Source organism: Streptomyces sp. NPDC002835 (genome assembly GCF_053591995.1).
Window position 1 is genome coordinate 58,760 of sequence record NZ_JBSFUW010000030.1, and the last position, 25,445, is coordinate 84,204.

At 69.3% G+C, this 25,445-nt stretch carries 18 protein-coding genes and 2 pseudogenes; 9 read left to right on the forward strand and 11 right to left on the reverse strand.

What is annotated here, in order from left to right; all coding sequences use genetic code 11:
* Positions 1-167: 167 nt before the first annotated feature.
* On the reverse strand, positions 168-1,166 hold the full coding sequence (locus tag ACWD01_RS27275) for an NAD(P)-dependent alcohol dehydrogenase (protein WP_451165435.1): 999 nt from the start codon (positions 1,164-1,166) through the stop codon (positions 168-170).
* A 62-nt stretch (positions 1,167-1,228) separates the two neighbouring features.
* Complete coding sequence (locus ACWD01_RS27280; protein ID WP_451165436.1) at positions 1,229-3,391, reverse strand: MMPL family transporter; 2,163 nt, start codon at positions 3,389-3,391, stop codon at positions 1,229-1,231.
* Between the two features lie 291 nt (positions 3,392-3,682).
* On the opposite strand from ACWD01_RS27280, the gene ACWD01_RS27285 reads away from it, so the two are divergent.
* Positions 3,683-4,915, forward strand: coding sequence for a sensor histidine kinase (locus tag ACWD01_RS27285; protein ID WP_451165437.1), 1,233 nt, complete (start codon positions 3,683-3,685; stop codon positions 4,913-4,915).
* Positions 4,912-5,589 (forward strand): response regulator, encoded by a 678-nt coding sequence (locus ACWD01_RS27290; RefSeq protein ID WP_451165438.1) that lies wholly within the window; start codon positions 4,912-4,914, stop codon positions 5,587-5,589. The genes ACWD01_RS27285 and ACWD01_RS27290 overlap by 4 nt, the downstream gene beginning before the upstream one ends.
* 143 nt (positions 5,590-5,732) lie before the next feature.
* Here the strand turns inward: ACWD01_RS27290 and ACWD01_RS27295 are convergent.
* A pseudogene (locus ACWD01_RS27295) lies at positions 5,733-5,894 on the reverse strand (VWA domain-containing protein); the annotation flags it as partial.
* Between ACWD01_RS27295 and ACWD01_RS27300 the strand changes: the two are divergent.
* Positions 5,891-6,163 (forward strand): annotated as a pseudogene (locus ACWD01_RS27300) (alcohol dehydrogenase); the annotation flags it as partial. The pseudogenes ACWD01_RS27295 and ACWD01_RS27300 sit on opposite strands and share 4 nt — an antisense overlap.
* A gap of 47 nt (positions 6,164-6,210) precedes the next feature.
* On the opposite strand, the gene ACWD01_RS27305 reads toward ACWD01_RS27300, so the two are convergent.
* The 5 genes from ACWD01_RS27305 to ACWD01_RS27325 form a co-directional block, all read right to left on the reverse strand.
* Positions 6,211-7,581, reverse strand: coding sequence for a wax ester/triacylglycerol synthase family O-acyltransferase (locus ACWD01_RS27305; RefSeq protein WP_451165439.1), 1,371 nt, complete (start codon positions 7,579-7,581; stop codon positions 6,211-6,213).
* 516 nt (positions 7,582-8,097) lie between these two features.
* Entirely contained in the window at positions 8,098-9,666 is a 1,569-nt protein-coding gene (gene pdxR / locus ACWD01_RS27310) for a MocR-like pyridoxine biosynthesis transcription factor PdxR (protein ID WP_451165465.1), read from the reverse strand.
* 41 nt (positions 9,667-9,707) lie between these two features.
* Positions 9,708-10,415, reverse strand: a complete 708-nt coding sequence (locus tag ACWD01_RS27315; protein ID WP_451165440.1) for a B3/B4 domain-containing protein — start codon at positions 10,413-10,415, stop codon at positions 9,708-9,710.
* Entirely contained in the window at positions 10,412-11,017 is a 606-nt protein-coding gene (locus tag ACWD01_RS27320) for a LysE family translocator (protein ID WP_451165441.1), read from the reverse strand. The genes ACWD01_RS27315 and ACWD01_RS27320 overlap by 4 nt, the downstream gene beginning before the upstream one ends.
* Positions 11,018-11,158: 141 nt before the next feature.
* On the reverse strand, positions 11,159-12,169 hold the full coding sequence (locus tag ACWD01_RS27325; protein WP_451165442.1) for a hypothetical protein: 1,011 nt from the start codon (positions 12,167-12,169) through the stop codon (positions 11,159-11,161).
* A 240-nt stretch (positions 12,170-12,409) separates the two neighbouring features.
* Here ACWD01_RS27325 and ACWD01_RS27330 point away from each other — a divergent pair, with 240 nt between their 5' ends.
* Entirely contained in the window at positions 12,410-13,741 is a 1,332-nt protein-coding gene (locus tag ACWD01_RS27330; RefSeq protein WP_451165443.1) for an LCP family protein, read from the forward strand.
* Between the two features lie 445 nt (positions 13,742-14,186).
* Here ACWD01_RS27330 and ACWD01_RS27335 read toward each other — a convergent pair whose 3' ends face one another.
* Entirely contained in the window at positions 14,187-14,546 is a 360-nt protein-coding gene (locus ACWD01_RS27335) for a helix-turn-helix domain-containing protein (protein ID WP_451165444.1), read from the reverse strand.
* 181 nt (positions 14,547-14,727) lie between these two features.
* Positions 14,728-16,173 carry an NAD-binding protein gene (locus ACWD01_RS27340; RefSeq protein WP_451165445.1) on the reverse strand — a complete coding sequence of 482 codons (1,446 nt, stop codon included), beginning with the start codon at positions 16,171-16,173 and terminating at the stop codon, positions 14,728-14,730.
* Positions 16,174-16,989: 816 nt separating this feature from the next.
* Here ACWD01_RS27340 and ACWD01_RS27345 point away from each other — a divergent pair.
* A complete protein-coding gene (locus ACWD01_RS27345; RefSeq protein WP_451165446.1) occupies positions 16,990-18,009 on the forward strand; it encodes a zinc-binding alcohol dehydrogenase family protein in 1,020 nt (339 codons plus the stop codon).
* Between the two features lie 1,002 nt (positions 18,010-19,011).
* Here ACWD01_RS27345 and ACWD01_RS27350 read toward each other — a convergent pair.
* Positions 19,012-20,796 (reverse strand): sigma-54-dependent Fis family transcriptional regulator, encoded by a 1,785-nt coding sequence (locus tag ACWD01_RS27350; RefSeq protein ID WP_451165447.1) that lies wholly within the window; start codon positions 20,794-20,796, stop codon positions 19,012-19,014.
* A 181-nt stretch (positions 20,797-20,977) separates the two neighbouring features.
* Here ACWD01_RS27350 and ACWD01_RS27355 point away from each other — a divergent pair, with 181 nt between their 5' ends.
* From ACWD01_RS27355 to ACWD01_RS27370, 4 genes are all read left to right on the forward strand, one after another.
* Positions 20,978-22,003, forward strand: a complete 1,026-nt coding sequence (locus ACWD01_RS27355; protein WP_451165448.1) for an NAD(P)-dependent alcohol dehydrogenase — start codon at positions 20,978-20,980, stop codon at positions 22,001-22,003.
* Positions 22,004-22,022: 19 nt separating this feature from the next.
* Positions 22,023-23,618: an ABC transporter substrate-binding protein gene (locus tag ACWD01_RS27360; protein ID WP_451165449.1), complete on the forward strand. Its 1,596-nt coding sequence runs from the start codon at positions 22,023-22,025 to the stop codon at positions 23,616-23,618.
* Between the two features lie 89 nt (positions 23,619-23,707).
* Entirely contained in the window at positions 23,708-24,586 is an 879-nt protein-coding gene (locus tag ACWD01_RS27365; RefSeq protein ID WP_451165450.1) for a carbohydrate ABC transporter permease, read from the forward strand.
* Positions 24,583-25,428 (forward strand): carbohydrate ABC transporter permease, encoded by an 846-nt coding sequence (locus tag ACWD01_RS27370; RefSeq protein WP_451165451.1) that lies wholly within the window; start codon positions 24,583-24,585, stop codon positions 25,426-25,428. The genes ACWD01_RS27365 and ACWD01_RS27370 overlap by 4 nt, the downstream gene beginning before the upstream one ends.
* Positions 25,429-25,445: the final 17 nt, after the last annotated feature.

Consider the following 25,445-nt stretch of genomic DNA (forward strand, 5'->3'; position numbering starts at 1 on the left):
GCGCACCCGCAACGGAGCCTGGTTGCCGTCCTCGGCGGTGGCCTGGACTACCCGTCGCTGCCCCATCCGGTCGGTTCTTTGGGGACTCGTTCAACGATGTTGTCGGTGGTTGCCCCTGGCGCACAGGTGCTGCCCACCTCGATCACCACCAAGCGTGTTGGTTGTGGTCAGGGGGTGATGACGACCTTTGCGCGAGCATGCTCGCCTTCGAGGTAGCGGATGGCCTCGGGTACCTCACTCAACGGGTAGGTCCGGTCAATGACCGGGGTGATCGCTTGGGACTCGGCCAGCTCCCTGAGCGCCGCCAGGTTCTCCTTGCGCGGCGTTGCGGTGAGGACGCGCAGCCTATGACTGCGGACGAAAGGGGCCAGCACCTGCCCCTTGAGGATGATTCCCATCGGCCCGATGAGGCTGACGCCGTTGGAAGGGCCCCCGCCGGACAGCACGAGTACTCCCCTGGGTGCCAGGGCGCGTCGGCATTCGGTCAATGTCCGGTTGCCCACCAGATCGAAGACGACGTCGTAGCGCTGTGCGTTGCGGGTGAAGTCTTCCCGGGTGTAGTCGATGACGTGCTCCGCGCCGAGCGACCGGACCAGGTCGGCGTTGCGTGTGCTGCACACGCCGGTCACTTCCGCGCCGAATGCTGTGGCGATCTGTACGGCGAACGTCCCCACGCCGCCTGACGCACCATTGATCAGGACCTTCTGGCCCGGCTTCACCCGGGCCAGATCGCGCAGGCCCATGAGAGCGGTGTTCCCGGCGAGTGGTATCGCGGCCGCCTGCTCGAACGTCAGGTTGGCCGGTCTGCGCTCCGCCATCTCTTCCGAAACGCATACGTGTTCGGCGAAGGCGCCGCTGTCGTCCCCGAGGTCACCGAAGACCTCGTCGCCTGGACGGAAGCGTGTGACGTGTTTTCCGATTGCTTCCACCCGGCCGGCGAAGTCCCTGCCCCGGATCTTCTTCTTCGGTCCGCTGGGTCCGCACACGGAGGGGAGCATGATGCGCGCAAGGTAGGGGTCGCCCCGCATGACGTGCCAGTCGTAGGCGTTGACCGCGGCGGCGTGGACGCGTACCACTAGCTGGTTGTCGGTGGGCACCGGCTGGGGGACCTCCCTGACGGCCAGGGTGTCAGGGGAGCCGTACCGGTCCTGGACGACGGCCTTCATGGGGAACTCCTTGTTGCCGGCGGTTTCTTGAGGGTGGGTCGCAGTGCGCCGGGACCGTGGCATCAGCTGCTCCTGGACGCAGGGGTGAGTACCGGCTCGGGCTCAGGCGGGACGTCAGGGCTCTCCACGCCGATGCGGGGCAGCCGGCGGTCGAGCCAGCGGGGCAGCCACCATGTGGCGCGCCCCATCAGCGCCATGGTCGCGGGCACGAGCACCATCCGTACGATCGTCGCGTCGAGCACGATCGCGGTGGCCAGGCCCAGGCCCATCATCTTGACGAGCGGCGACGGATTGGCGACGAAGCTGAGGAACACCACCGTCATGATCAGAGCGGCCGAGGTGATCACACGGCCTGTGGCCGCCATGCCGCGCGCCACCGACTCGGTGTTGTCACCCGTGGTGTCGTACTCTTCGCGGACACGCGAGAGCAGGAAGACTTCGTAGTCCATGGACAGACCGAAGAGGACCGCGAAGAAGATCGTCGGCAGGGGCGAGACGATGGGGAATGTCCCCTCGAGGTTGAACAGGTCTCCCAGCCAGCCCCATTGGAAGACGGCGACCACGACGCCGTAGGCGCCGCCGATGGACAGCAGGTTCATCACGGCTGCCTTCAGGGGTACCACGATGGAGCGGAACACCAGCATCAACAGCAGGAACGATGCCATCAGTATGGCGCCGACGAACACCGGCAGGGTGTCGGCGAGTTGCCGGGTGAGGTCGTCGGTCATGGCGGTCATGCCGGACACGGCGACGTTGTCCGGGACGAGGTCGCGGACACGCTCGAGGGTCTGCGAAGTCTCGGCGTCCGCGGGGGCGGTTGTGGGGATCGTGGGCAGCACCACAGTGTCTGCGGCTGCGGACGTCTGGGGCTCGCCGACCGTGGCGATGCCGGGATCGGCGGCGATGCGCTCGGACAGCTCTGGGATGGACTGGGCGTCCACACCGGGACTGCGCAGGTCGGCGACGACCAGCAGCGGAGCGTTGAAGCCCGGGCCGAAACCTTCCGTCAGCAGGTCGTAGGCGCGGCGGTGGGTGGTGGTGGACGCATCGTTGCCCGCGTCGGGGAAGCCCGTCTCCATGCGCACCGCGGGGGCCGCCAGCGCGAGCAACGCCACAGAGGCGACGATCAGGTACGGCCACGGTCGGCCGGAGACGCGGTGGGCGAAACGCCACCACGCCGTGTCCTCGGGCTTCTTCACGGGGCGCTTGCGGCCCGTGAGTCGTCCCTTGTGGATGCGATCGCCCAGGAGTGACAGCATGGCCGGCAGGAGTGTGAGGGCGGTCGCCACGGCGAAGAGGGCGACCAGCGAGGTGCTCAGGCCGATCGAGGTCAGGAAGCCCAGGCCGGTCAGCGCGAGGGCGGCCATCGCCACGACGACGGTACCGCCGGCGAAGAGGACGGCCGCGCCTGCGGATCCCATGGCGTTGGACAGAGCGGTGGGGTTGTCCTGGCCGGCGGCGTGGTTCTCGCGGTGGCGGGCCACGATGAACAGGGCGTAGTCGATTCCGACACCCAGGCCGATCATCGCGCCGATGGTGGGGGCGGCGGTGGAGACGTCCATCGCGTTGGCCAGCAGCGTAATGCTGCCCAGGCCCGCAGCGACGGCCACCAGGGCGAGTGCGATGGGCACCAGTGCGGCCACGACCGTGCCGAACGCCACCACCAGGATGACCAGTGCGGTCAGCAGGCCTGCCGCCTCCGCACCCGATGTCGGCGTTTCGGCATTGACGAAGATGGCGTCACCGCCCAGCTCGGCAACGACCCCGTCATCCCGAACCGGCTCGATCGCACCGGTCAGCGCATCGATCTGCTGGGGACCCACGTCCATCGGGGGCACGTCGAAGGTGATCCGGGCGAAGCCGATACGCCCGTCGGGCGAGATCGTGCCGGCGGTGAAGGGATTGGCCACGGATGCGACGTGGTCCACCTTGGAAATCCGGGCGACCGCGGCGTCGAGGGCGGGCCGGTGGCGCTTAAGGCGTTGCCCTTCCGGTGCGGCGAAAACCGCCATGGCGCTGCCGCCGGATGCTTCCGGGAAGCGCTCTTCGAGCAGTTCCATCGCTTCCTCACTCTGGCTGCCGGGAGCGACCAGGTCGTCGACGAACGAGCCGCCGACCGTGCCGGCCAGGGGCAGCACGAGGAAAAGGGCAACCGCCCAGGCGGCGATCGTGGCCCACGGTCGGCGGGCGCTCGCTCTGCCGATGCGACGGGTGAATCGGTTCATGGATGCGTGGGCTCCTGTCAGAGGGCTGCCGCCCGTCGTCTCTTCTCAGCGCGCGGTGGCAGAAATCGTGAGCGGCTCCATCGTGGGCGCCGGCGACGTTGCTGTCCCCGGCCGCCGGAGGGGTTCCGGCCTCCAGCCCGGGGCGGGGAGATCGACGCGGCACCTCCCCCTGGCGGCGGAGGCCCAGATCCGCCTGTCGGCGGGTGACTACGCGTCCGACCTGGAACTACGATGGCCTGCCAGGTGCACTGATGATCGAGGTCAGGGCAGCGGATGCCTCTTGATGGAGCGATGATGAACCGCACGGCGGGGCCTTCCGATGCACCGATCCGCAGCGAACCGGTCAGGTTCCGCGGCCCGTTCGTCCGCTGGCCGCGGGCCGCGGACGCCGTCCTCGCGCTCGCCATGTTCCTGGCAACTGTGTTCTTGGAGGAGGCCCCGGGCGATGCGATCGCCGTCCGTCCGATCACCGACGTACCCGTTCCGGTCCTGCTGCTGTTCGCCGTGGCCGGCGGAGCGCTCTACTGGCGTCGCAGCGAACCTGTCAGGGTCCTGGCCGTGACACTCCTCGCCTGGGCGGCGACGATGGGGACCAGCTACGCCACCATGGGCGGGATGGTGATCGTAGGGCTGTACAGCGCCGGGCGATACGCCGCGGACACCCGGCGGAACAGCCTCGGCACCACCGCGGCCACCGCTGCGGCCGTCGCCGCGGTCGTGCTCGACGGCCTGCTGCACTCCAACCCCTGGGGGGAAATCGGCTTCGGCGCCCTGATCATGTTCGTGGCCTGGTACATCGGCCGGCGCCTGCGGCTGCGTACGGAACGCGCTGCCCGACTACGCCAGGAGCAGGCCGCCGAGGCGCGCCGGATCGTCACCGAGGAGCGCACCCACATCGCCCGCGAACTGCACGACGTGGTCGCCCACCGGGTGAGCATGATGACGGTGCAGGCGGGCGCGGCCCGGATGGTGGCCGCCGACGATCCCCAGGAGGCCCTCGAAGCGATGGCTGCTGTCGAGGAAGCGGGACGCCAGGCATTGGACGAGCTGCGGCACTTGCTGGGAGTGCTGCGCCCGAAGGCCGAGCGCGACGAACTCGGTCCCCAGCCTGGCCTGACCGATCTGGCCCGGCTCGTCGAGCAGATCCGTGAGGCCGGGCTGGATGTCTCGGTCACCGACGGGATCCAGACTCCTCTGCCGGCCCGCGTGGAGCTGTCGGTGTATCGCATCGTCCAGGAGGCGCTGACCAACGTGCTCAAGCACAGTGGGCCGCGGACGCACACCGAGGTGAACCTCCGGCGCGAGAAGTGCGGCCGCGGCATCACCGTCGAGGTGCTCGACGACGGCCGAGGCGCCGCCGTCCAGGCCGTGTCGAGCGCTGCCCGCGAGGGTGTGGGCGGCCATGGGATCGTCGGCATGCGGGAGAGAGCCATCCTGCTCGGCGGCAGGCTCGATGCGGGGCCGCGGCCCGGTGGCGGATTCCGACTGACCGCCCATCTGCCCACTGGAGAGGAGCCCGCGTGAGCATCCGCGTCGTCGTCGCCGACGACCAGGCGCTGGTCCGCCGGGGCTTCACCATGATTCTGCGGATCCACGACGACATCGAGGTCGTGGCCGAGGCCGGGACCGGGCTCGAGGCGATCGAGGCAGCACGCCGACATCGTCCGGACGTGATCCTCATGGACATCCGCATGCCCGAGATGGACGGTCTCGAAGCGACCTCCCGGATCCTGCGGGAGGCGGATTGGGACGTGCGGGTGCTGATCCTGACCACGTTCGACCCGGACGAATACGTCTACGAGGCGCTGCGCGCCGGCGCCAGCGCGTTCGTTCTCAAGGACATTCCGCCGGAGCAGCTCGCCACCGCCGTGCACACCGTCGCGGAGGGTGGTGCGCTGCTGGCACCGTCCATCACCCGGCGCCTCATCGACCAGTTCGCCGAGCGGCGTGTCGTCAACACCACCGTGGCGGGCCGCCTGAAGCGACTCACCGGCCGCGAGCGCGAGATCGTCGTCGCCGTCGCGCGGGGCGCGAGCAACTCAGAGATCGCCGAACAGCTCTTCATTGGTGCCGCGACCGTCAAATCGCATGTGTCGAGCATCCTCACCAAACTCGGTCTGCGCGACCGCATCCAGATCGTGATCTTCTCCTATGAGAGCGGACTCGTCGAAGCCGGCGACCACGACGTCGGTCACTGAAAGGGGGCTCCCCCTCGAAGATCTCCTCTGTGCGCCGGGCCTTGCGACATCGCAGCCGACGGAGACGGCTCGTCCCAGCTCGACAGGCCCGGCGCATCGTGCCGGCATCCGGGGCGGGTGCTGGACAGCGAGAGTCGCCTGGCCACACGGGCATGCAGGTCCGGCCATTCCGGCAGCTCCGCCACACGCAGGTCGGGCAGCCGGGCGGGATGCGCGGCGAAGGTCCAGGCCCGCATCTCGCCATCGTCGTCCAACTGCGCGGCACCGGCCGCCTGTTGCTCGACCACGTCGGCAACGACACCGGGTCGCCAAGAGTGGCACGTTCCTCCAGTTCGGGGTCTCCGACTACGCGACGACCGCCGTCATCGAGCCCTACCGCATCTACAACCAGGAGATCACCATCTCCGGCTCCATGGCCGTCCTCCACGGCTACGAGCGCGCAGCCGCCCTGCTCGCCGCCGGAGTGCTCGACCCCGCGGTGTTCATCAGCGACCGGCTACCGCTCGAGCAGTATCCTCAGGCCATCGAGCGCTTCCAGGCGGGCCGGGGCCGCAAGATCGTGGTGGAGCCATGAGCCGCGACGGCGTGCTCGTTCCGGAGCAGGCCCGTCGTCTGTCCGATCTATCGCGCCGCGCCCGGTCGAGCTGCGGCGCTGCCGTCGACGTCCAGCAAGGCAGCCAGCTCCTCCCGCATGGCGCGCGCCAGACAGTCGAGGTCGGGCAGTGCCTTGCCGTCAGCCACCAGCCCCATGTGCACCTGACCGGCGTACGTCGACATGGCCACCGCCAGCGACTGCCCCCGGGCGAGCGGCGCCATCGGGTAGATCTCGCGCAGGGGGCAGCCGCCGAGGGACAGGGTCGAGCGAGGCAGCGGCACGCTCGTGACGAGGACGTCGAAGAGGATCCGGGCGGCGCCGCCCGCGAGCGGAGCACCGAACCGGTGGGCCACATACGGCAGTTGGTCGGCGAGCAGTGCGACGGCTCCGGCACCGCGCGTCGGTCCCGCCGCTTTGTTGCGGTCCATGGCGTCGCGGATGGAGGCGACGCGCGCCAGGGGGTCGGGCTCGGCGACGGGCAGCTCGACCAGGTAGGCGGACAGCTTGTTGCCCGCACCGGGCGGGCTGCCGGGGCGGCGGCGCGAGACCGGTACGAGGGCCCGGGGGCCCGTGGCGGGCAGCCGTTCGCCGCGTTCATGCATCCAGCGCCGGAGCGCGCCGGCGACGACGGCGAGCAGGACGTCGTTTGCGGTGCCGCCCGCAACGCGCCGCACCTGCTGGACGTCGTCCAGCGGCAGCACCGCGGTGCCGAGCCGTCGGGTGCCGCTCGGGGCCGCGGTCAGGGCGGGCAGCCCAAGCGGGTCGAGCCGGCTGGCCCGTACGACGGAGGCACCGACGCCGACCGCGCGACCCAGTTCCTCGATACGGCTCTGGGCGAGGTCGGCGAGCATCCGGGGTCCGGCGAGCCAGGAACGCGGGGGCACGGGGCGTGCGCGGCGTGTCCCGGTGCGGCGGGCGTCGGCGATCTCGTCGAAGATGCCCGCGCCGATGGCGACGGCGCGCATGCCGTCGGCGAGGGCGTGGTGGAGTTTGACGAGGACGGCGAAGCCCCCGTCTCGGGGGCCGCGCAGGAGGTACATCTCCCACGGGGGCAGACCACGTTCGAGCGGACGCTCCATCAGCTCACCGGCTGCCGCGGTGACCTCTCCGGTGAAATCGTCGCCGGTCAGGCACACGTCCTGGACGTGGCGGCGCACGTCGAAGTCCTTGGCGGTACTCCAGGCGGCTCCGCCGACGGGGACCAGGACGTCGCGCACCCGCATCCTGAACCGCGGAATGGCGGCGGCGCGCTCCGCCAGCAGGTCGAGAACGCCGTCGGCACCCCCGCCGCCGGGCCGGGGGCCGAAGAGGGCGAGGGCGCCGAGGTGCATGGGGTGACCGGCCGACTCCAGATGCCAGAACGCCAGGTCCAGCGGGGCGAGAAGCTCAGAGCTCACATGGTCCTCATGTCTCTGGGAGGCCGGGAGTCGCAGTCAACATCTTCCGATCGGTTACAGTCAAGTACGATCATTTCACAGCCAGTTAACAGTCGCCGAACCACCAGACCAGGACTGGCCCGGGCTGAGACTCGCGCCATATGGTGCCGTGCGACCGCAAGGGCGTTCACCCGCGCGGGGCGACCAGCGGCGGGCAGGGTCGTACTCGCAGTGGGTCACACCCTCGATGGCGCTGGTGCGGACATCCTCGGCCGGCGAGCGTGGGAGCGGCGCCGGGCGCGCTGCGCCTTCTGACGAGTCCCCGGCGCCGGGTGAGTTGTGCGCCGAGGAATGACCATGGCCGCCCTCGTCGGTGGCCCCGGGGCATGCCGCAGGCGGGTGACGTGGCGCTCGACCATCGTGCCTGCGGTGCCGTTGGGGTCCTGTAATCCCGACCTGTCACCAGAGGCCGCAGCCCGGGCGGTGACTGAGCAAGCGTCATCAAGGGCTCCATACCGGTGCCGGAGTTTACCTGCGTCAGGCCAGTTCGAGCAGCGCCTCGCCGAGCATCGCCACTCCTTCGGCGATGGCGCCGACCGGGGTGGCCGCATAGCCGAGGACGAGGCCGGGCGGTCCGGGGAGCTGCCGGTGCCACGACAAGGGCTGGCACTTCACGCCCCGGGCGAGCGCTGCGGTGGCAAGCTCGGTGTCGGGTGTTTCCCCCCTGTAGGTGACGGTCAGGTGCAGACCGGCTGCTGCGCCGTGGACTACCGCGCCCGGTAGGTGCTCGGCCATGGCTTTGATCATCGCGTCGCGGCGTCGCCGGTGACGGCCGCGCAGCAGCCGCAGGTGCCGTTCCAGGTCACCGCATTCCATCAGGCGGGCCAGCACCAGTTGGGGCAGCACGGCGTTGCCCAGGTCCGTGAAGCGTTTTGTGTCGATCAGGGCATCTCGGTGGCGGCGCGGCGGTATCACCCAACCGATGCGCAGCGCGGGTGCGAGCAGTTTGGACACGCTGCCCATGTAGCACACATGGTCGGCGAGCAGCGCGCGTAGCGCGGGTACCGGCGGCCGGTCGTAGCGGTGTTCTGCGTCGTAGTCGTCCTCCAGGATCAGTCCGCCGTCCTGGGCCCAGCGCAGCAGTTCACGGCGGCGTTCGCCGCTGGTCACCACGCCGGTGGGGAATTGGTGGGCGGGCGTGAGCAGTACCGCGCGAGCGCCGGTGGCGCGTAGTGCCTCTACGCGCACACCGTCGCCGTCGAGGGGCACCGGTGGGGTGGCCACGGCTCCGTTCCGCAGATGCTGGCGGATGCCGAGTGAGCCTGGGTCCTCGACTGCGACGCCGTCGATGCCATCCGCCCGCAGCACCGGGAGGAGCAGGGTGAGCGCTTGCGCGGTACCTGCGACGACCAACACCTCGTCCGGGTCGGTCCGTATGCCGCGGCTGCGTGCCAGCCAGCCGGCGATGGCACTGCGCAGCTGCGGGGTGCCGCGAGGGTCGCCGTAGCCGAGGTTCTCGGCGGACAGTTCGGTGAGCACGGTTCGTTCCGCTCTCAGCCAGGCCGCTCGGGGGAACACGGTCAGATCGGGCCGGCCGGGGGTGAAGTCGATGCGAGCAGGGGTGGCACGCAGCACGTCGAAGACATCGGCGCCCGGTTCGCCGACGAACAGCGTGCCAGGTGCAGTCTTCTCGGTGACCGGCGCCGAAAACAGCGAGGTGCCGGTCCCTGGAAGTGCCATGGGTGACACAGCAGCAGGTACCGCGACCACTATGGTCCCGCCGCGTCGGCGCCCTTCGACGTGACCGTCCTCTGACAGCCGCCGGTATGCCTCAGCCACCACCCCACGGGACACCCGAAGGTCAGCGGCAAGTACCCGGGTGGGCGGCAGAATGCTGCCCACCGTCAGCCGGCCATCGGCCATCGCCTCGCGCAGCCGCCCGGCCAGCCAGGCCGACTTGCCACCGACAGGCGCTTCGTCGGCATCGAGCTGCAGAAAATCCGAGCCATGGGCCGACGAGGTCCCGCCGTTCGTCGAGGACGCTTGCGTCGCGCCTGCGGCGGCCGGTCCGCCCGCTTCCCGTCTCGCCTGATCCACCGGGCCCATGATGTCAGGCGCCACTGCGGGTCCTGGTCGCCGGCAGATTCTCAGCAGCCAAAGACGAACTCCCGTGAGGACGAGGTGAGGATGGCGGACGCGAGGTCGGCCGACCAGTGCGCGGCCAACTCTTCGGCGACTGTCTTCAGCAGCTCCGGCACGGCCTGCGCGCCGTCGTCATGCATGCCCTCCGCCACTACGAGGACCGTGCCGGTGTGCTCGCTCACCGCGGAATCGCCGCTTTGCCGGTTGGTCCAGCGCCGGGCATGGGCACTGCCGGCGGAGTCGGCGAAGATCACCTCACCGGCTGCCGGGTGCTCGATGGCGCCGCCGAAGGTCGTGTAGCGCTCGTCACCCCGGGCATGGCGCACCGTGAGCAAGGGTCCGGCGATGCGGTCGGCGTCGAGAACCGCGACTGGGACCGCGTAGGCGACCGAGATGGCGTTGCACAGGTCAACCACCGGATGGATACGCGGCAGTTTCCCCTCCTTCCGCAACCGCCGCAGCAGCGACTCTGCGGCGCACCGGTACTGAGTGGGCTTGAGCCCCATTCGGGAAAAGGCCCGCCTCCAGGCCAGCACTTCGGGGAACTCGCTCTCCGTGGCACCGGTCAGCCGGGCCCGAGCGCGGGCGGTATATGCCGCGACTCGCGGGCCGACATCGGCGTCGGCGCCGACTCCGGTGGCGTACAGCGCTCCGGCGGTGAGCTGGGGGTAGCCCGACCAGATGGCATCCGTGTGCTCAAAGCGCGTGATCACGCCGCCGCCAGTCGCATGCTCATGCCCAGGAAGCAGGCTGCGAACACCCGACGGATGCCGGTCATCACCCGAGGCCGCGTCAGCACGCGGCTGCGGACGGCGGCGGCGCACATTCCGTACGCGGCGAAGACGGCGAAGGTGAGCCCCATGAAGACAGCACTGAGTTGGAGCATCACGCCAAGAGAGCCGGATGCGCCGGCGGGGACGAACTGTGGCAGAAACGCGACGAAGAACATCGTGAGCTTCGGGTTGAGCAGGTTGACCAGCACTCCGGAAGCGATTACGCGGATCGACGGGCGCGGCTCTGTTTCCTGCACGACCGCCAGTGCCTCTTTGTCACGCAGCATCGCCCACGCCATGAACAGCAGGTAGCCGACACCCAGGTATTTCACCGTCTCGTAGGCGACTGCGCTGGTGTGCAGCAGCGCGGAGAGGCCGGTGATCGTCGCTGCCAGGTGCGGCACGATCCCGAGCGTGCAGCCGAGCGCGGCGACCACGCTCGCCCGGCGGCCATGGGACAGTCCGGCGGCGAGGGTGTACACGACGCCCGTGCCGGGGGTGACCACCACAACAAGGGTGGTCAGCAAGAACGCGATACTCAAAGGGGACCTCCGTGAAGTTCGGCGTCCTCTCACCCTGCCGGGACCGTGGTCCGCCCGACAGGGCCAAAGCACTCCCGGATCAGTGGTCCAAAAAGATGGCCTGGGCCGAGGCCCGGACCACAGCCCTGCTCGGTTCCGGTTTCAAGCGGCGCGGCCGGCTGCAGACGGCTGGTCGGTCGCCCCGCGGGTGAGCGGCGCCAGGTAGACACGGAGGTCGGGCCGGCTCCGCAGGCCGGGCAGTCGGGCCGGCCGCCAGCCGCGTGCATACGCCGGCGGGGCGGTGTCCCCTTCGACCACGAGGGCAACCGGCCGGTCCTGGGCGAGCGCGGCGAGCCCTGCGGCAGTGAGACTGCCGTCGTTGCCGCCGACTTGGCGAGAGACGCAGCCGGCCTGGAAGGCGATCCGGGGTGCTTCGGCCCCGCTGATCGCGCACGGGGGGCGGACGCCCAGACGGTGCAGTTCGGCGGCGATCCGGTCGAACGCCTGCCGGTCGGCACGGCTGCCCACCACCTTGCGGTGCAGGACGCCGTACTGGACGGCCAGGTGGCAGGCGATCAGCAGCGCGAGCACGGCGGCCACCAGTGGTCTCGGCCGCGCTGCCGCGGCGGTCCACACCAGGCACACCGCTGTCGGCAGCGCGAGGAGGGCGTAGGTCGGCAGCAGGAAGCGCGGGGCCGCGTAGCCGATCAGGACCAGGTAGGGGACCGCGAGGGAGAGCCCGACCAGCGTGGGCACCACCACGGTGGACGCATGCCGACTGCGCACCGCCGCCAGTACCCCGCCGACGACGAAGAGCGGCAGCACGAACCACCACACCGCGGTGACGGGTTGCTTCCACGGGACGTCGCAGGGGCGGCACAGCGACCAGCCTGCCAGCGCGCGCATCTGGTCGCCGAAAGCGAGCTGCCACCCCAGGTCGCCCTGGACCTCGCTGGAACGCCGGAGCCGCTCCATGAGACCGCCGTAGCCGACGTAGGCCTCGACGATCCACGGGGCACATCCGACGACCGCTCCGGCGGCGAGCACCGCCACCAACGCGGGCCGCCGCCATGGCCTGGCGGCGACGGCGACGACGGCGAGCGGCACGACCAGCCAGAAGGCGTCGGACGGCCGCATCAGCGCGACGAACGCCACTCCCCCGCCCGTGCCCACGAGAGCGCCGAGTTCAAAGCGGTGGCGAGGCAGGAGCCGTGGTGGCCGGACCGTCGAGAGAACCGCGTCGCTCGGGCATCTTGAGGTCGGTCATGCGGCACCGGCTCGTGCTGGACAACGTGGGTGACTGTTGCAGCCAGGACGGCGTGCCGATCGTTCGTAGCACGCGTCGTCGGCCGGCTCCCGTTACCGTCCCAGTTGTTCCCTACCTCTTCCCTACGTCTCTCTCGGGGTTGTGTGATGCGCCGACTCACTGTGGGACTGGCCTTGCTGTCCTCCCTCGTCTCCTGGCCCTGGGCCGCCGGACAGGCCGACTCCGGACCGGGCGCACCAACAGCCCGGGCCACCGGCCGCGGCACGAACATCCTGATCGTGGGGACCGACAGCCGTTCCGGCCTGTCCGCTGCCGAGAAGCGGCGCCTTCACGTCGGCGGCCAGGGCTGCGACTGCACTGACGTGATGATGCTCGTGCACCTTTCCGAGGACCGACGTCGTGCAAGCATCGTCTCCATCCCCCGGGACAGTTATGTCGAGTACGCCACACCGGAAGGCGCCACCACTCCGGCCCGCCGGGGCAAGATCAACGGCGCGTTCAAGATCGGCCGGGGGCCCCTCGCCGTACGCACCGTCGAGAAGGCCACCGGGCTGCGTATCGACCATTATCTCGAGACCGGCTTCACCGGCTTCGAACAGGCCGTCAACAACCTGGGTGGAGCGACGCTGTGCACCGACAAGTCTCTCAAGGACGAGAACTCCGGCCTCGACATCACCGCGGGAATCCATCGCGTCGACGGAAACGGAGCACTGCGCTACGCCCGGGCCCGACACATCGACCGACCAGGAGACCTCGGCCGTGTCCGCCGCCAGCAGCGACTGCTCGCCGACATGCTGGCGGACCTGACGGCCCGTGGGGCGCTGACCGACCCCGTGAGCGCCGCGAGCACGGCTCACAAGCTGCTCAAGTCCGTACAGACGGATGAGCGGACCGAGCTCGGCGATCTTGTCCGCATCGGCTGGTCCCTGGGGCGGCTGTCGGCGGAGCGGACGGAGTTCGCCACCGTGCCGATCTCCCACTTCGACCACCGGGTGCCCGGCGTCGGCTCCACGCTCCTTTGGCACAAAGCCCGCTCCCAGGCGCTGTGGGACGCCCTGCGCGCCGACCGCTCCATCACTGGCGACACCCGCATTCTTCCCGTGCCCCAGACACGCGCCGAGACCGACCCCGCCCGAATCAAAGTACGTGTCGACGACGCCGCAGTGGCCAGGGCTCTTCGGCGCAACAAATTCGTCGTGACGGACATCTCGGCGTCGGCTCCGGCGGTACGACCCACAGGCCCCGCTGTCATCACCTACCCCCTCGGGCGTGAAGCTGATGCCGCCACACTGGCCGCAGCCCTACCTGGGGCACACCGGCGGGCGGCCTCGCGGGCCGATGCCGTCTTCGAAGTCGCCGTCGGTTCCGAGCCCGTCGCGGTCAGAACCGTCACCTACGACCGCAACGTCGTGGACGGTGCCCCCGTCACAGCGAACCACCTGCGCTGCACCGACCTGACCAGGGCATCGGCATCATGAGACGCGGCGCGCGAAGGCACGCACACCTGGGGCTGCCCAGGTCGGAGCCGGCAGTGGGCGAGCCGGCCGGCCTTGTGCGCGACTCCGGCCTCGTACTCCGGGCCGGCGTCTTCAGGCCTGCCGTGGGCCAATTCGAGGAGCGGTCGGCCCCGGGATCGCGCCGCCCCGGTCATCAGCCGGAAGGCGTGGCGGGTCAATGAGGGCATGGTCCGGGAGCGCGCGACCTGCACGCGTACGGTGAGCGCGGTCTTCCTGCACCACACCGGGCACCTGAGCAGTTACGAACTGCGCCGACGCGCCACGCATGCTGCGGGCAAAGCAGGAGGGCCACGCCGAGAGCGGAGGCGGGACGACATCGGCTACAACTTCGCCCGTTGCCCGATGCCCGGCTGGGCAAAGGGGCCGAGCACGCGGCGCAGCAGACCCGTGTCGCCCGGCCCCTCGTTCAGCCGCTGGCACTCCCCGGCGGCAACCGCAGCTGAAGCATCGCCGGCAACCGCTGCTGTGGATGGGACAGATCAAGACCGGTCAGCTCCTGTGCCCGGCGGAGCCGGTACCGGAGCGTGTTGCGATGTACGTGCAGCTGAGCCGCCGCTGTGGCGAGATCCCCGAAGGCGTCGAGGTACGTCAGCAGCGACTGCACGTAGTTGGTACCGCTGCGTCTGCCCCGCTCCACGAGCGCGGTGAGCCGCGGGTCCCGCAGGTCCGGCCGCTCCGCAAGGACCGCGAGGATCTCGCCGATCAGCACCTGCTCTCCCACCTCGTCCAGAGACGCGACCTGCGCCGCCACCTCGCCGCGGGCCATCGCCCCCCAGCGCCCGGTCCGCGTCCCGGCGGGACAGCGCCGCGTGCGACAGGTCGGGGGCGACCGGTCCGACGGCTGCCTGCAGCGACACCCCGAGACGGCTCATCGCCGCGCCGACGATCTCCCGCGACCAGCCCCGGACCACAGCGGAGGTGGGATCTTCCTGACTCGCCATGCCTGCCTAGCTTTCACGGACCTGCTGTGAGCCGTCAGCGCGCCTGTCCTGTCGGTGATCGCACCGGATCGCAGGGGACCACTGCACGAACCTCCCGTCCGCACGCTGCACCAGGAGTCGCCTTCCGTGTGCGAGCACACACCGGGGCCCCAGCCCGATCAGGCATGCCGTCGTGTACGCCGCGCTCAAACTGCCCAGGTCATGGACGATGCCGATTCGGAACAGGGACTGGGTCTCGGCGATGGCCTCGTGATCGCCCGCCCGGATGACCACGCGCAGATCGGGTGCGACCGCGCGTGCGGCTACGGAGACCGCGATGTTGTCCAGATCATCGGAGGCGACGGCCGCCATGGCTTGAGCGGTGTGGAGGCTGAGCTTGCGCAGCACGAACTTGTCGGTGGCGTCAGCGATGACGACGGGGACGCCGAGCGCTCTGGCCAAGCGGAGGTTGGGGGCCGCCGCGTCGCGTTCCACCGCGATCACCCCGATACCGAGGTCCTGCAGCCGGGTACACAGCCGCAACCCCACCTGGCCGAGCCCGACGACCACCACATGCCCCGCGCGGGGAAGGGCACGGGAGCCCACCATGCCGATCGAGCGAGGGGCCAGCAGTCGGTCGACCATGCCTGCGGTGAAGACTGCGGTGAAGACGATGGTGACGAGCATCCCGAGGCCGGCGAATACCAGGTAGGCGTCTGAGCCGTGTGCGGACGCGGGGCCGACGGCCGACACCGTTCGCACGGCCTCGAAAAAGGCTTCCACCGGCGGCCGGTGATTGAAGATCACCGACCAGCCCCAGTCCGCAAGGAGCACGGCGAGCAGTCCGGCGAGTCCGGTCAGCATGATCAGCGAGCTGCCGTCGTGCGGTCGCAGCTGCCCCCTGATCTTCCCCATCCTGGCCCGGTATCTCAGGGAGCGCGGTGGCCGGTACGTCTCGAGCCTCACGGCTTCCTCCTCCCACCGGGCGCCGACGTGGCCCGTGGAGGTCCGGTTGACTGCCAGCAGGTCGGGCTGGAGGCAGGCGGCAAGGAGTACGGGAGCGGCGACGTCGGCCGGCGACGTGACCTGGCAGTTGGGAACCACGCGCACGAGTTGGTCGGCGACCGTCCGGTCGAAGACGGTCACCACCAGCGTGACGCCTGGGCAGATGTGCTCGACCGCGAGCGCGTAGCGCAAGGACAGGACATCGTCATCCAGAAGGATCGCGACGCCTGCCACCTCCCGGTCGAGCACCTGGCGCAGGGCGTCGTCCGTGGGTTGCGCCAGGTGGCGCACGAGGTGTCCCGCCGATCGCAGGGAGCCACAGACCCTTCGCGCCACCTCGCTGCCGATGACGACGAAGTACCGCTCCTGTCCTTCCCCCGCGGGAAGCGGCCCGTCCATCGGGTTGTGCGGGTTCTCCTCGGCGCGGACGCCGCCGGGGGAATGCTCAGAGGTCAAAGAGGCAGTCATCAGAACGGTAGGGCTCGCAGTCCGGGCAGCGGAGGGTCTGGCAGCCGCTGCAGCTGATGAGCAGCCGGCCGCAGTGGCACTCGGGGCCACTTGGATCGGCGGTCCGGCCGCCCATGGCTGGTTGGTGGAGGATGAGGCCGGTAGGCGGGACTGGCTGCCCGGATGCGGCATTCACTGGTCAACTCCCATCGATGGTGGTGTGGCTGTATGCCGCCCGGCTCGCAGGGCCAGGCTCCGCCGGTGCGCCGTAGTACCGGAGCCGTCCGGGCCGAACGGCCGAGATGACGCACGCCCAGGCAGCTCCGACGACATGAACGGGAAGTCTCGGGCGGAGGCGAAGCACCGTTTGCCTGTGAATGTCCCTGCGCATGTACCCGCGCAGTTTGAAGCCGGAGGGCAGATGGACAGCGTGCCTGCTCTGTCGCAATGGCAATCGCCCGGACCATCGGACTCGGTTGCGTAGGACGCCAGGAGCAGAAAGAGAGCCAGGATTCGCAGGCCCTCGCAGAGGACCACCCCGGCCGACGAGGAGCGCCGGGGGTCGCCCGGCGGAATCTCGCGTACACCGACCGTACGAGCCGGCCCACCGGGTCACCATGAACAGACGCCAGACTCCCGGCGAACCGAGTTCATACAAGTGCTCAAGCGCTGCGGTGGCAGGACGACGATCCTGTCCTGGTTGCCGAACTGATTCGCGAGGCGACCGGGCCTGTGCGGGTGTGATGGCACTGACGTCAGCCTGGTCTGATCGGGCGGACTGCGACTCGACGGCTGGGGCGGGCCGCTGTCTGATGGACGTGGAGGGAGGCGACGCTCATGGATATCGCACCCCCTGCGACGATGCCCGCCTGGGTGGCCGCCGCCGCCGGCCCGGGGCACATCAGGTGCGTCGAGCTGCCGGTCCCGGTGCCGGGGCCGGACGAGTTGCTGGTCAAGGTACGGGTGTGCGGGGTGTGCCGGACCGATCTCCACGTGCGGGACGCGGACCTGCCGCCGCACCGGGAGCGGGTCGTGCCGGGGCATGAGGCGGTCGGCGAGGTCGTGGCGGTCGGCGGGCACGTGGCCGGACCAGGGGTGGGTTCCCGGGTCGGGATTCCGTGGCTGCGCCGTACGTGCGGGACGTGCCGGTACTGCCTGCGCGGCCGGGAGAACCTGTGCCCGTCGTCCCTCTACACCGGCTGGGACGCGGACGGCGGCTACGCCCCGTACGCGACCGTCCCCGCTTCGTACGCCTACGAGCTGCCCGCCGGCTACACGGACGAGGAGCTGGCGCCGCTGCTGTGTGCCGGGATCATCGGCTTCCGGGCTTTGCGCCGCGCCGATCTGCCCGACGGCGGTCTGCTGGGCATCTACGGCTTCGGCGCCTCCGCCCACCTCACGGCTCAGGTCGCCATCGCACAGGGAGCCGTCGTCCACGTCTTCACCCGGTCCCCGGCCGCCCAGGCGCTCGCGCTGCAGCTGGGCGCGGCCTCGGCGAGCGACCCTGGGACCCCGCCCGCGGAGCTCCTGGACGCGGCCGTTCTCTTCGCCCCCGCCGGTGCGCTCGTCCCGGTCGCGCTGGAAGCCCTGGACAGCGGCGGCACGCTCAGCATCGCCGGCATCCACCTGACCGAGATCCCCCCGCTCGACTACCAACGGCACCTCTTCCGCGAGCGCACCGTACGCACCGTCGCCGCCAACACCCGCCAGGACGGACGCGACTTCGTCGCCACCGCAGCCCGGCACCGACTGCGCGCCACGCTCACGGTTTACGACTTCGACAACGCGGACCGGGCGCTCGACGACCTCGCGGAAGGCCGGGTGAGCGGTGCAGCGGTGATCCGCGTACAGCCGTGACATCGGCGCAGCACGCGACTACGGGCTGCGCCGCTCCCAGGACGCTGACGGCCACGTCACCGAGCACGACTTCGGTAACGGTGTCGACATGCAGCCGGCCCACGACCCCACCGGTGCGGCCCTCTGACGGCCTGCCGCGTCTTGATGGACATGCGGCCGGGGCCTGGGAGGACAACGATGAAGCCGTACCCCGTCCATCACAGGAAGGAATCGGAGCTATGACTGATCAGGGAAACGGATTCGTAACTCCGGAACCGGAGGAGGAGCCCGACTTCGCGGACGAGCACTCTCGCCCCACTTATGCCGATGAGCCCTCGACGGAGGATCCCGACGAGTCGGTTCCGTCGGGAGAGGGCGGAGACGGGGGAATGGATCCCACCTGACGGGTACGTCCTCCAGGCGAAGCCGATGGTTGTCGTCGGCGCCCGCCCCAGTGGGCACGGGTTCGTGTGGCGGAGGCTTCGTGCAACCGATGCGCTCTGTGAGTACGTCTCTCCGACTCATGCTCTCGCACACCAGGTAAACGATGCTCCGCGGGGCGGCGCCATCATCAGCCGGCAGCCGGCCGGGATATCGCCGGCGCCGCGGTGGACGGGCGGAAGGAGCGGGGCTGCACGTTCCCACAGGCCATCCGGCATGGGATCATCGGACCCTCGCAGCACTCTGCCGACTCGGCGTGGAGTCCGTTGGGTCGGTCGACGTGTGCACCGCCCCGGCCTTCACCGGAGTGCGCGCCGGGGGCCTGCCTGCTCGGAGCACAGGGGCCCATACCGGATCAGCCGGGTCCGCTGATCAAGATGCTGCCACGCCACCCCGTCCGGGGCGGACCTTGGATCACCGTGATCAACATTTTCCCGAAGACCGCCACGAATTCGAGCAGATCCTCGCCGAAACGCTGCACCGCTTCGAGCCCCCCTCGCAACTCCGCTCGGCCGCTGAATCGAGGGACAACGTTCGTCGACGTCTCGTCTCATGTCTGAACAGAATTCCTGACTCAGAAAACTAGCTGAGGTTCGACGGGACGATCCCGTAACGGCGCATCTTGCGGTACATGGTCGCGCGGGAGATGCCGAGGTCCTGCGCGGTGCGCTGGACGTTGGAGTTGCGGTCCATCAGCCCACGCAGAATGGCATCCCGTTCCAGCGCCTCGATGGTTGTCAGGACCTTGTGGGACGACACCCGGCATTCCGGCGGGAGGTCGTCCACTTGGAGGATCCCACCGGACGGGCGGCGGGCAAGGCCGCGGATGACGGACTCCAGCCGGCGGACGTTCTCCGGCCAGGGGCAGCGCTCCAGCATCGCCAGCGCATCCGGAGAGAAGCTGATCTCTCCGCTCGGGCGGTATTTGAGGAGGAAGAACCGGACCAGGTGCTCGAGGTCGCCGTAGCGATGGCGCAGCGGCGGCACCTCCAGCAAGGAGCCGCACAGACGGTCGAGTTCGTCGTCCCTCGTGACCACGGAGGGTTGGCTGGTCATGATCAGTTGTCCGGTGGCGGGTCCGTCGGTGTCCGCCAGGAGGGTTGCGAGGCGGCGGCGGAGCTGGTCGCCCAGCAGATGGACATCGAGCAGCACGACCACGGTCGACGGCCTGGCCCGCAGTTCGCGGACTTCGCGGAGCCAGTGCTCGGTGGCCTGCGCTGACTCGGACAGCGGGGCTTCCACCATGTCGAGCCTGCGCCCGGCGCCGCGGGCGCGGTGGACGGCGTGGACCAGCGTCCGCTTGCCGACGCCGGCTTCGCCCACGAGGTGGAGCGAGGCGCCGGCAACGTACGCCGCCTCGGTTTCGGCGACCGCGCGCCGCCATGGCGTGGAGGAGCCCACCAGCCCCAGGCCGGATCCTCCGGGGCCCGCGGAAGGGACGGGTCCGGGCTGGGGACGGCCGATGACCCGGACACGGAGGATGGCGCCCGCGTCGCTGTCCTCGCGTCGGCTTCGGTTGACGCGGAGTTCGGCGACGCGTCCGGAGGGGAGGGCTATGCTCCGGGTCCCTTCGAACCGGGCGTCGGCGGCGATCTCCTGTGCGTGGTCGAGCAGTGCGTAGTGGTCCGGCCCGGTCACGGCTGTTCTCAACTGCTCGTTCATCATGACGACTTCGGGGTTGAGGGCCAGGACGGGTCCCGGGCGCACCGCTGAGCACGCGTCCATGTAGTCCTGGAACAGGGCCCGTTCACGTCGCGAGCTGATCGCGGCGATCTCGCCTTCGATCTGGCCCGCGACCGAGCGGGCGAGGGCCATGAGCATCCCTGCGGAGCCCTGGCGGACCGTGGTGAGGTTGAAGGCTCCCAGCAGCGTGCGCCGGACGGGGTGCAGGATCGGCACGGCCGCGCAGTGGAAGTCCCGCAGCTCCTCGACGTAGTGCTGGCTTCCGGCGATCATGACGGGTAGGCCGCTGGCCAGCGCGGTTCCGATGCCGTTGGTGCCCACGTAGCGCTCGGCGAACACATGGCCCGGGGCCAGTTGCACCCGGTTGAGGCGCGTGGTCAGACCCTCGTGGGAGAGCTTGCGGGACAGGACCACGCCGTCCCGGTCGGTGATCATCGTGGACACGGGGTCGTCGGCGAGCTGTTCGTGCAGCCTGTTCACTATCGGCAGCGCTGCCCTGGCGAGCGGGCTGTCCAGATTGGGATTCTCGAGGTACGGAGCGTCGACGCAGCTCGACTTCACCTCGTACTCGATCGAGCGCTGCCACGAAGCGACCACGAGCGGGCGGGCGCTCGGGTCCTTGGTGACTTCCAGATACAGCTCTCTGGCCGCAGTCAGCGAGCTGCCAGGTCGACGTCGGGGCATTTAACACTTCCGTATCACGCGCGTCATCCCTCGGGGGACCGATTGGAACAGCTCGATGACGTCGCGCCTATGCCGTGTATCACATTGAGACATCCGCGGACCGTTTCTGAGACATCGGCGTGCGAGCGGCGGCCTGTGTAATCGGCGCACCGTCTCCACCCGCCGATTCGCAGGGAGCGCCATGAAAGCCGTGCAGGTCATCGAGTACGACGAGCCGCCCGTGCTCGTGGAGGTGCCGGACCCGCAGATCACCGGTCCGCTGGATGTGATCGTCAAGGTCGGAGGTGCGGGGGTCTGCCGTACCGATCTCCACATTCTCGAAGGGCAGTGGGCCGCCAAGAGCAGGGTCGTCCTGCCGTACACCATCGGCCATGAGAACGCCGGCTGGGTGCAGGAGGTGGGGCAGGCCGTCACCAACGTCAAGGTGGGCGACCCGGTCATCCTGCACCCGCTGGTGACCTGCGGTCTGTGCCCGGCCTGCCGGGCCGGCGACGACGTGCACTGCATGAGCTCGGCCTTCCCGGGGATCGACGCCGACGGGGGCTACGCAGACTATCTGAAGACCACCGCCCGCTCGGTCGTGGCGCTCGACCCGTCACTGGAGCCGGCGTCGGTGGCGGCCCTGGCCGACGCCGGGCTCACGGCGTACCACGCCGTCGCCAAGGCGGCCCGGGTCCTGCGGCCGGGTGACCGGGCCGTGGTGATCGGCGCCGGAGGTCTCGGGCACATCGGGATTCAGGTGCTCCGGGCGCTGTCTCCGGTCGAGATCATCGTGATCGACCGGAGTCCTGACGCCCTAGCCCTCGCCAAGGAGCTGGGGGCCGAACACACGCTGCTCGCCGACGGCAGTGAGACCGAGCGCGTACGGGAACTCACCGCGGGGCACGGGGCGGAGGCAGTGTTGGACTTCGTCGGCGAGGGGGGCGCCGTCGAGACGGGCGTGGCCTGTCTGCGCCGTAACGGCGACTACTACGTGATCGGTTACGGCGGCCGGCTCGACGTCCCGACGATCGACGTCATCTCCACCGAGATCAACTTCATCGGCAACCTCGTGGGGTCCTACAACGACCTGTCCGAGCTGATGGTTCTGGCAGCGCGGGGCAAGGTCGGCCTGCACACCCAGCGGTACCCCCTGGCGTCGTTCAAGGACGCCCTCGACGACTTGTCCGCCGGCGCCGTACGCGGCAGAGCGATCTTGATTCCCTGACGGTCGAAGGAGCACTTCCATGCGCAACAGTTCGTACCGGGGCGTGATCGCCACCGCGATCGTCGTGGCCCTCACCGCCACTGCCTGCACCGGCCAGGGCCCGGTGGAGAACAAGCCCGACAAACCCGCCCTGTTCAAGCCGGGTTCGGAGATCAGCTACAGCAAGTACAGCAAGGACTATCCCAAGACGAAGGTCAGGGACGTGCCGGGCCCGTGCAGCTACGAGTCGATCAGCCGCAAGGACTACTCCGGTCAGACGCTGAAGATCATCAGCCATGCCATCCCGGTCATCGGGGAGCCGACCCAGCTGCATGCCGAGCAGTTCGAGGAGATCACCGGGGCGAAGGTGGAGGTGGTCAACGTCCCCTTCGGGGAGCTGCACCAGAAGATTCTCACGCCCCTGCAGGCGGGCCAGCCGGCGTACGACGTCATGTTCTACCCCTCCTTGTGGATCGGCGACATGGCCCCTCATCTGGCGCCGGTGCCGAAGAAGTATCTGGACACTCCCGCGATGAAGGACGTCACCAAGGCCTACATGGACGTGGCGACCTGGGACGGGAAGGTCGTGCAGTACCCCGTGGACGGTGACAGGCACTACCTCAAGGTCCGCACGGATGTCCTCGAGGACCCGAAGCGGCGGGCGGCGTACAAGGTAGCCACGGGCAAGGACCTCCGGACGCCCCGGACGTGGGCCGAATACCAGGAGATCGCCGCGTTCTTCAGTGGCAAGGACGTCGACGGCGACGGCAAGCCGAACTTCGGCAGCGCCGAGGTGACGAAGCGCGACGACCTGACGTTCTCGGCGTTCATCAGCCGTGCGGCGCCGTACATCAAGCACCCCGACGTCGGGGGTGGCCTCTACTTCGACCTCGAGACCATGAAGCCGCTGATCAACACGCCCGGTTTCGTACGCGCCCTCGAGGACATGGTGAAGGCCAAGTCGACCTGGGCGCCGGGCGGCGCGAACTTCGGGCTGGGGGACGAGATCCTCTCGTTCGGCGGCGGCCAGAGCCTGATGTCGTACTCATGGGACGACGCCTTCATCCAGGCGCAGCAGCCGGACGGCAGGATCCGCAACAAGATCCGGGCGGCCGAACTGCCCGGATCGGAGGAGGTCTACAACCGCACCACGAAGACCTGGGACAAAAAGCCCAACCAGGCTCCGTACTTCACCTGGGGCTGGACATCGGCGGTGGCCAAGGCCGCGCGCAACCAGAACATGGCCTTCGACTATCTTTGCTTCTTCAGCAACGAGGCCAACACCGCGCTCGACCTGACCATCGGCCGGTTCGGCGTCAACCCCTACCGCAACGCGCACTTCGACGCGGAATTCTGGGAACGGCAGGGCTGGGACAAGGACGTCGCCGAATCGTACGTCCGGACGCTGTCCGGCATGGAGTCGAGTACCAACCGCGTCTTCGACCTGCGCGTACCGGGTGTCAACGGCTACATGTCCGCACTGGCCAACGGCGTCGCCGCGGCTCTCGCGGGGCAGAAGGCGCCGCAGCGCGCGCTGGACGAGGTGGCCGCCGAGTGGGAGAAGATCACCGGCCAGATCGGCGAGGACAAGGTCCGCAGCGCCTATCGGCACGTGGTCGCACTCGAGGACGACTGACCCGATCCGACCTGATCACCAGGGTGCCCCGGCGGCCGGCCGAACCGGTCGGCCGCCGGGGGCGCCCGCCCACTTCCGCAAGGACAACCATGGAAGCTCTGCGCCGGCACAAGAGCATGTTCCTCCTGCCGGGACTGCTCACGCTCGCACTCATCATCATCTTTCCGCTTCTGTTCACCATCCGCGTCAGCTTCTCCGGCTGGAACGTCAGCAGCCCTCAGATGGACTTCATCGGCGGAGCCAACTACACGACGATGCTGCACGACGGCCGCTTCCGGGCGTCGATCATGCGGCTGGCCCTGCTCGCGGGCGGCACCGTCCTGATCCAGTACGTGATCGGCTTCGGGATGGCCCTGCTGGTCTGGCGTGAGACACGCGGCCGCCGGCTGTGGCGTGTGCTGTTCCTCGTCCCCATGATGACCACTCCCGTGGTGATGGCCGCCATCTGGCAGATGATCTTCCACGAGTCGCTGGGGCCGGTGAACGACCTGCTCGGGATGGCCGGCCTGGCCGAGGTGCCCTGGCTCACCGAGTCCGGTCCGGCGCTGATCGCGCTGATGACCGTCGAGGTCTGGCAGTGGACGCCGTTCATGTTCCTGCTGCTGCTGGCCGGCCTGCTGAGCCTCCCCAAGGAGCCGTTCATGGCGGCGGCCATCGATGGGGCGGACGCCTGGCGCACCTTCCGGAAGGTGACCTTCCCGCTGATGGCGCCGGTGTCGGTCGCGGCGGTCATCATCCGGCTGATCGAGGCGTCCAAGCTCTCCGACAGCGTCTACGTGCTGACCTCCGGCGGGCCGGGCTCCGCCACGGAGACGCCGGGCTACTACCTCTACATCCAGGGGCTGAGGGACCAGCAGACCGGCTACAGCGGGGCGATGTCCCTGACCTATCTGGTCCTGATGATCGTCACGCTCACGGTTGTCGCCGCGCTGCTCGCCAGGGCCTTCAAGCTGAAGGGGGACTCATGAGGTCACGCCTCTATCCCGTGTTCAAGTACACCGTGATCGCGCTCTGGGCGTGCTTCGTCGCGGGGCCGTTCCTGTGGGCCATGACGACCAGTTTCAAGGACGTCAACGGCGTCCAGGGCGGCGCCACGTATCTGCCGTGGCTGCAGTACGAACCCACCGTCACCGGGTGGCGCAACATTTTCGGCGGAGCCGGGGGCGTCGATGTGATGGAGCCCTTCTTCAACAGCGCCGTCGTCACCGTCGCCGCCTCGGCCATCAGTCTCGTCCTCGGGTCGCTGGCCGCCTACGCGTTGTCCCGGTACCGCTTCAGGTTCGGCTTCATCAAGAACAGCGACATCGTCTTCTTCTTCGTGTCGCAGCGGATCATGCCGCCCGTCGTCCTGGTGATCCCGTTCTTCTACCTGCTGCAGTGGACGGGCCTGCTGGACACCATTCTGGGCCTGGTCGTCGTGACGGTCGCGCTGCTGCTGCCGATCGCGGTCTGGGTGATGGTCGACTTCTTCAACGGCATTCCGCGTGAGATCGACGAGATGGCCATGCTCGACGGCTGCGGCCCGTTCCAGACCTTCGTACGTGCGATCCTACCGAACTCGCTGCCCGGGCTGACGGTGGCCGCGATGTTCTGTGTCGTGTTCGGCTGGAACGACTTCTTCTTCGCCTTCAGGCTGACCTTCACCGAGGTCCAGACGCTGCCTCAGACCGTCGTCGCCCTCAACTCGTCCATCCCGCCGTGGTGGACGCTGTCCGCCGCCGCCCTCTTCGGCGTGACGCCGCTGATTCTTCTCGCGCTCCGGGTGGAGCGCTACCTGTCCAAAGGCAACCTCTCGGGAGCGGTCCGATGAAGCCGACCACCACTGTG

Bases quoted from the DNA above. Each gene is read 5' to 3' on its own strand.
- ACWD01_RS27275 (WP_451165435.1), bottom strand. From the start codon at position 1,166: ATGAAGGCCGTCGTCCAGGACCGGTACGGCTCCCCTGACACCCTGGCC.
- ACWD01_RS27280 (WP_451165436.1), bottom strand. From the start codon at position 3,391: ATGAACCGATTCACCCGTCGCATCGGCAGAGCGAGCGCCCGCCGACCG.
- ACWD01_RS27285 (WP_451165437.1), top strand. From the start codon at position 3,683: ATGATGAACCGCACGGCGGGGCCTTCCGATGCACCGATCCGCAGCGAA.
- pdxR (WP_451165465.1), bottom strand. From the start codon at position 9,666: ATGGGCCCGGTGGATCAGGCGAGACGGGAAGCGGGCGGACCGGCCGCC.
- ACWD01_RS27330 (WP_451165443.1), top strand. From the start codon at position 12,410: ATGCGCCGACTCACTGTGGGACTGGCCTTGCTGTCCTCCCTCGTCTCC.
- ACWD01_RS27335 (WP_451165444.1), bottom strand. From the start codon at position 14,546: ATGGCCCGCGGCGAGGTGGCGGCGCAGGTCGCGTCTCTGGACGAGGTG.
- ACWD01_RS27340 (WP_451165445.1), bottom strand. From the start codon at position 16,173: ATGACTGCCTCTTTGACCTCTGAGCATTCCCCCGGCGGCGTCCGCGCC.
- ACWD01_RS27345 (WP_451165446.1), top strand. From the start codon at position 16,990: ATGGATATCGCACCCCCTGCGACGATGCCCGCCTGGGTGGCCGCCGCC.
- ACWD01_RS27350 (WP_451165447.1), bottom strand. From the start codon at position 20,796: ATGCCCCGACGTCGACCTGGCAGCTCGCTGACTGCGGCCAGAGAGCTG.
- ACWD01_RS27355 (WP_451165448.1), top strand. From the start codon at position 20,978: ATGAAAGCCGTGCAGGTCATCGAGTACGACGAGCCGCCCGTGCTCGTG.
- ACWD01_RS27360 (WP_451165449.1), top strand. From the start codon at position 22,023: ATGCGCAACAGTTCGTACCGGGGCGTGATCGCCACCGCGATCGTCGTG.
- ACWD01_RS27365 (WP_451165450.1), top strand. From the start codon at position 23,708: ATGGAAGCTCTGCGCCGGCACAAGAGCATGTTCCTCCTGCCGGGACTG.
- ACWD01_RS27370 (WP_451165451.1), top strand. From the start codon at position 24,583: ATGAGGTCACGCCTCTATCCCGTGTTCAAGTACACCGTGATCGCGCTC.